3 protein-coding genes and 2 pseudogenes are annotated in these 4,141 nt (G+C 64.7%); 2 read left to right on the forward strand and 3 right to left on the reverse strand.

Features of this window, described 5'->3' with window-relative positions:
- Positions 1-231 (forward strand): annotated as a pseudogene (locus AOK24_RS49900) (hypothetical protein); the annotation flags it as partial.
- A 33-nt stretch (positions 232-264) separates the two neighbouring features.
- On the opposite strand, the gene AOK24_RS48825 reads toward AOK24_RS49900, so the two are convergent.
- The 3 genes and pseudogenes from AOK24_RS48825 to AOK24_RS33920 all read right to left on the reverse strand — a co-directional run bounded on the left by AOK24_RS48825 (position 265) and on the right by AOK24_RS33920 (position 2,777).
- Positions 265-993 carry a hypothetical protein gene (locus AOK24_RS48825; protein WP_133258237.1) on the reverse strand — a complete coding sequence of 243 codons (729 nt, stop codon included), beginning with the start codon at positions 991-993 and terminating at the stop codon, positions 265-267.
- A gap of 123 nt (positions 994-1,116) precedes the next feature.
- Positions 1,117-2,201: pseudogene (locus AOK24_RS51485) on the reverse strand (polymorphic toxin-type HINT domain-containing protein); the annotation flags it as partial.
- Positions 2,202-2,255: 54 nt separating this feature from the next.
- Positions 2,256-2,777: a hypothetical protein gene (locus AOK24_RS33920; RefSeq protein WP_159052074.1), complete on the reverse strand. Its 522-nt coding sequence runs from the start codon at positions 2,775-2,777 to the stop codon at positions 2,256-2,258.
- Between the two features lie 751 nt (positions 2,778-3,528).
- Between AOK24_RS33920 and AOK24_RS33925 the strand changes: the two genes are divergently transcribed.
- Positions 3,529-3,975 (forward strand): hypothetical protein, encoded by a 447-nt coding sequence (locus tag AOK24_RS33925; RefSeq protein ID WP_055723846.1) that lies wholly within the window; start codon positions 3,529-3,531, stop codon positions 3,973-3,975.
- The last annotated feature ends 166 nt before the right edge of the window (positions 3,976-4,141 follow it).

Consider the following 4,141-nt stretch of genomic DNA (forward strand, 5'->3'; position numbering starts at 1 on the left):
CCCAACATCCTCCTCGTCCCCACCCCACGCCTCCACGGAGTCCTCGGCACCCCGTACAGCTACGGCCCCAACGGCATCCAACCCACACCGCACACCGCCGACTTCCTCCCCTACGGACACCCAGCTCTCCCCTGGTACCTCGCATCACAGATGGTCCGAAGACTCCAGGACTTCAAGATCATCACCCTGGAGGAAATCGCACAACGAGAGTCAGAATCTTCCTCGACGTAACCCTATATGGAAATCATCAATAGACCCTTTTCCTCAAAAGGGCGAATCATCGGGAGACCCTCTATCCGATCCCCAAAATTCATCCCACGAGTCTTCCTTGCCGCCTGTCGCCCCTGCCGCATGCTTTAGCGACTCAACCTCTTCCCCCCAGGCTTCAAGCTGCGAAATCGCCGCATCACGATATCCCTGCTTGTCACTGGCGGCCAACACACTCCGCACCTTGGGGGATATTTCTTCCACATGAGACGAAAGCTCCGGAGCGTCCAAGAGGTGGACAGCAGCAAGCAGCGCGGCTTCCATCACACCCCTATCCGAATCGGATACATAAGGGGAGATTTCCCGAAAAATAACAGGCCGAATCGCCTTCATCTCCCCGAAGAGGGGATTGCGATCCATGACCGCAGAACCGAACCACTCTTCGAGTTGCCGCTCCCTTGAAAGGCTTACGGCGTAAGCCGCTTCGGCCAGCCACTCCAGCAGCTTGATTCGATGCGGGGTGGTCAAGGATTCCCCGCCCTTCGACTCGCCTAGAACGGCAGCGGCATACAGAGCGGCCGCAGGCGTTGCGGAGTAGAGAGACCCTTGATGCAGAAGATCGTTCCAGAGGTGATCCAGAGCAATGGTTGCCGCCTCGGCGTCCCCGGACATAAGACCGGCCAGTTTGGCCAGCGTTTCAGGCGCCGCCAGCCCACCTCCGTGCTCCAGGCGAGACCAATCCGTCTCCTCAAGGAGTGTGCGCGGGGCGGGCAATCCATCAACCATCCACGAATCATGCCACACGCAGGACAAGAAACGGAACACAGCCCATGAGGCTACAGCCTTGACGACTGTAGCCTCATGGAGATCCGCTCTCCACTAACGGGACTCGAACCATTCTTGTCGGTGTCAGTCTCCGACGAAAACTCCACCCGTGAAGAACCTTCTCCCGTGCTGGAATCTCACGGTGAGTTCCGCACCCGTCGGGAGCATCGCGCGAATTGTGCTGGCGCATGTACCACAGACGCCATTGGGGTGGCTGATCATCAGCCGCGCGTTCGTCGCCTGGAAGTGCTGCATCAACGCAGCTGCCTGAGCCTCGACGTGTGTTTCGTACCCGGCCGCAGCTCCAGCCGGCGGCTGGTATCCCGGGAAGGGTCTGCTCGACACGAGGTCGAACGTTCCATGTCCCTCGATCCAGAGGTATCCGCCCGTAGCACCGTCCGTGCCGGTCGAGCCCCCTGGGTTCGAGGAACGCGCAGCAGTCTCCGAAGCCCGGGCATGAGCTCTTTCTTCCGCCGTGGGGCAGTTGGCATTGTGGACGAGGATCGGCGAGTCGGCTGCCACCACGTAGTACGTGTGAACATCGCCGACTGTCAGGTTGTGAACAGCCGACGCCTGTTCCGTCCACCGCTCGATCGCCGTGATCTGGACAAACGTCCCCGCGCTCGTCCGCAGCCACTCCCCGATCCTCAGGTCAGTGGCATCCACCCACTCCCGAAGCTCGGGAACCCAGAACGGGTGTCCGTCGGTCGCGGTGACCGAGGCCGTCTTGGTGCCCTTGTCCCCGTCGATGTCGATCGTGACCTTGACGAGGTGCTTGAGGCCCTTGCCCTTGATCTCGGCCGTGACCGTCCGGGCGCGGGTCTCGCCCGACTCGGGATCGGTGGCGATGACCTTGTCTCCGGCCTTGACCTTCTCGATCGGCTTGGTGGAGCCGTCGGCCATCAGGACCTTGGTGCCAGGAACGAAGCCGTTGTTGATCGGGCAGGAACCACCGCTCTCGGCCTTCCCGGAACCACCGCCCCCGCTGGCCCCACCGCCGCTCCCGCGTCACGACCCTCCAGAGGTACCGCCCGGCTTGGAGCCGCCGCTCTTGCTCCCTCTACCCCGCCGGCACTCTTCACCGTAGAGACCTTGAGCGCAGCCTTCGCATGGGCCTGCTGCTGGACCGGGTTGCCGGTCTTCTTCGTCTGCGCGGCAGCTTTGTAGGCCATCAGGTTTCCCCCAGAGTGACCCCTGGCCCAATGCCCTGGCTCAGCGCGGAATCAGATCTCCTCCGACCGCAAATCCCACGGCAGCCTCTCCCTGGCCTCCGCCTGCACCGCTCGCAGCCGGTCCAGGTCCTCCTCGATCAGCAGAAGCGTCTCAAAGGCGTAAGCCGCGCCGGCCTCGGAGGGGCCCTGGGCGACCTCGGAGTAGAGGAGTGGCAGGCCCTGGCGGGCGGCCTCGACACAGGCGGTCGAGACATCGTCGTCCGAGTCGATCGCGGGGCCGACGATGCGGAGAATCCAGCCAAGCATCTCCCGCCGGGCAGGTTCGGACAGCGGGCCGGCAAGGGCGGCGTACGCGATCGGGATGAACGCCGCGGACACCGGGAGAAGACCATCTGCGGGGGTCATGACATGGTCGTGGAGAGGGGTGGTGAACGCCTCGCCGCCGTACGCCTCGCCGACGCCGGCCAGTTCCCTGATCCGCCCCGGAAGGTGCGCCGCGCTCTCACCGCAGCCGCACTCCATCCGCTCCCAGTCGAACTTCCCCAGTTCGGTCTCAAAGAGGCTCACCGTCAATCTCCCCACGGCCCGCCCGGATCCCCTTGGATGCCGGGTACGAAGTTGCCCTCGCGGTTGGGATAGTCAGCCTGGCACCGGACACAGACCTTCTTCAGAACGGCCGTCCAGGCGCGTTCGGAGTCCCGGGCCAAGGTAGCCGCATTCGTGAAGATGACTTCGTCGGGGTTACCGCCGAGGGCGAGGAGGCGGGGCACGGTCCCCGGCGTCCCCGCGTGCGCTGGGCACACCCTCCCGAACCGCCGCCCCCACCACTGCCACTGCCGGCCTTGCCTGAACCGCCGCCCCCCGCTGGACCCACCGCTGCCCCGCGAGGAACCGCCTGCGTTGCCGCCCGGCTTGGAAGTACCGCCGCCTCCGGACGCCTTCACCGTAGAAACCTTTGGCGCGGCCTTCGCCTGGGCTGCGCGGCCTGCGCCACAGTCTCCGTCCCGGTGCCGCGGGCGGGGATTCCCCGCGTTCCTGCACCAGGCCGCCCAACTCGACCGACTCGCGCGCACGCGGAGGGCCAGCCTGTGAGGGGCGTCTGTCACGAGGCTCTGCCAGCGTCTCGCGCGCGGGCAGCCGGAGGCGGCTGCCGATGGAGAACTCCCCTCCGGGGGCGCTTGGTTGATTGCCCCGCGCTCGCTCGGTCCGGTGACTTCGTCGTTGTTCGAGTAACCGGCTCGGGGTGCGGGGGTTGTTCCGGGCAGTCGCCGGAGAAGTGCGGCAGGAATATGACAGGAGGGATGTCGTGGGCGGGAAGCGGGTGTTGCGGGTTGTCGCCGGGATCGCCTTGGGGAGTGTGTTCGGGTTCGGGACGGCGGGGGCGGCGTATGCCACTGCCGTGGGAACCACCCCGGTGCGGACCTTCGAGTACAGCGTGGGTGGGATGACCGTGAAGGTGCCTACCGGGTGTGTGTTCACGCATGCGATCAGGGGGAGCGGGCGGAAGATCACGTATCAGAATGCCGGGGTCGACTGTGCGTTCGTCGGGGCGCTCAGCAGTGGGTTCTGTAATTGGCGGATCGACTTCACGTACTCCGACACGGACAACAAGGTGTACCGAACCTCACGCGGTGTTACGCACAGTGAGTGCAAGATCGACCCTATGCGGAACAACTCCCCCCAGACGCTGCCGCGTTACGGCAGGGCGTGTGCGCATCTGTATGTCGGTGGAGTGCGGCGGGTGAGTCAGTGTCACCACGTGACGAAATGAGGGGTGTTGTGAGGGAGCAGCAAGGCGAGTGGCTGCGGCGGGTTGGAGTGGGTGGGTTTATTGGGGGAGTTGTGGCCGGGTTGGCGTTTTTCGCGTTCTTTCCCGGGTTGCCGCATGTCATCGACTGGGGTGCTGTGATCGTTTCGTTGGGGGTGGGGGGCATGGT

Origin of the sequence: Streptomyces niveiscabiei, assembly GCF_001419795.1 — a bacterium.
GTDB lineage: Bacteria > Actinomycetota > Actinomycetes > Streptomycetales > Streptomycetaceae > Streptomyces > Streptomyces niveiscabiei.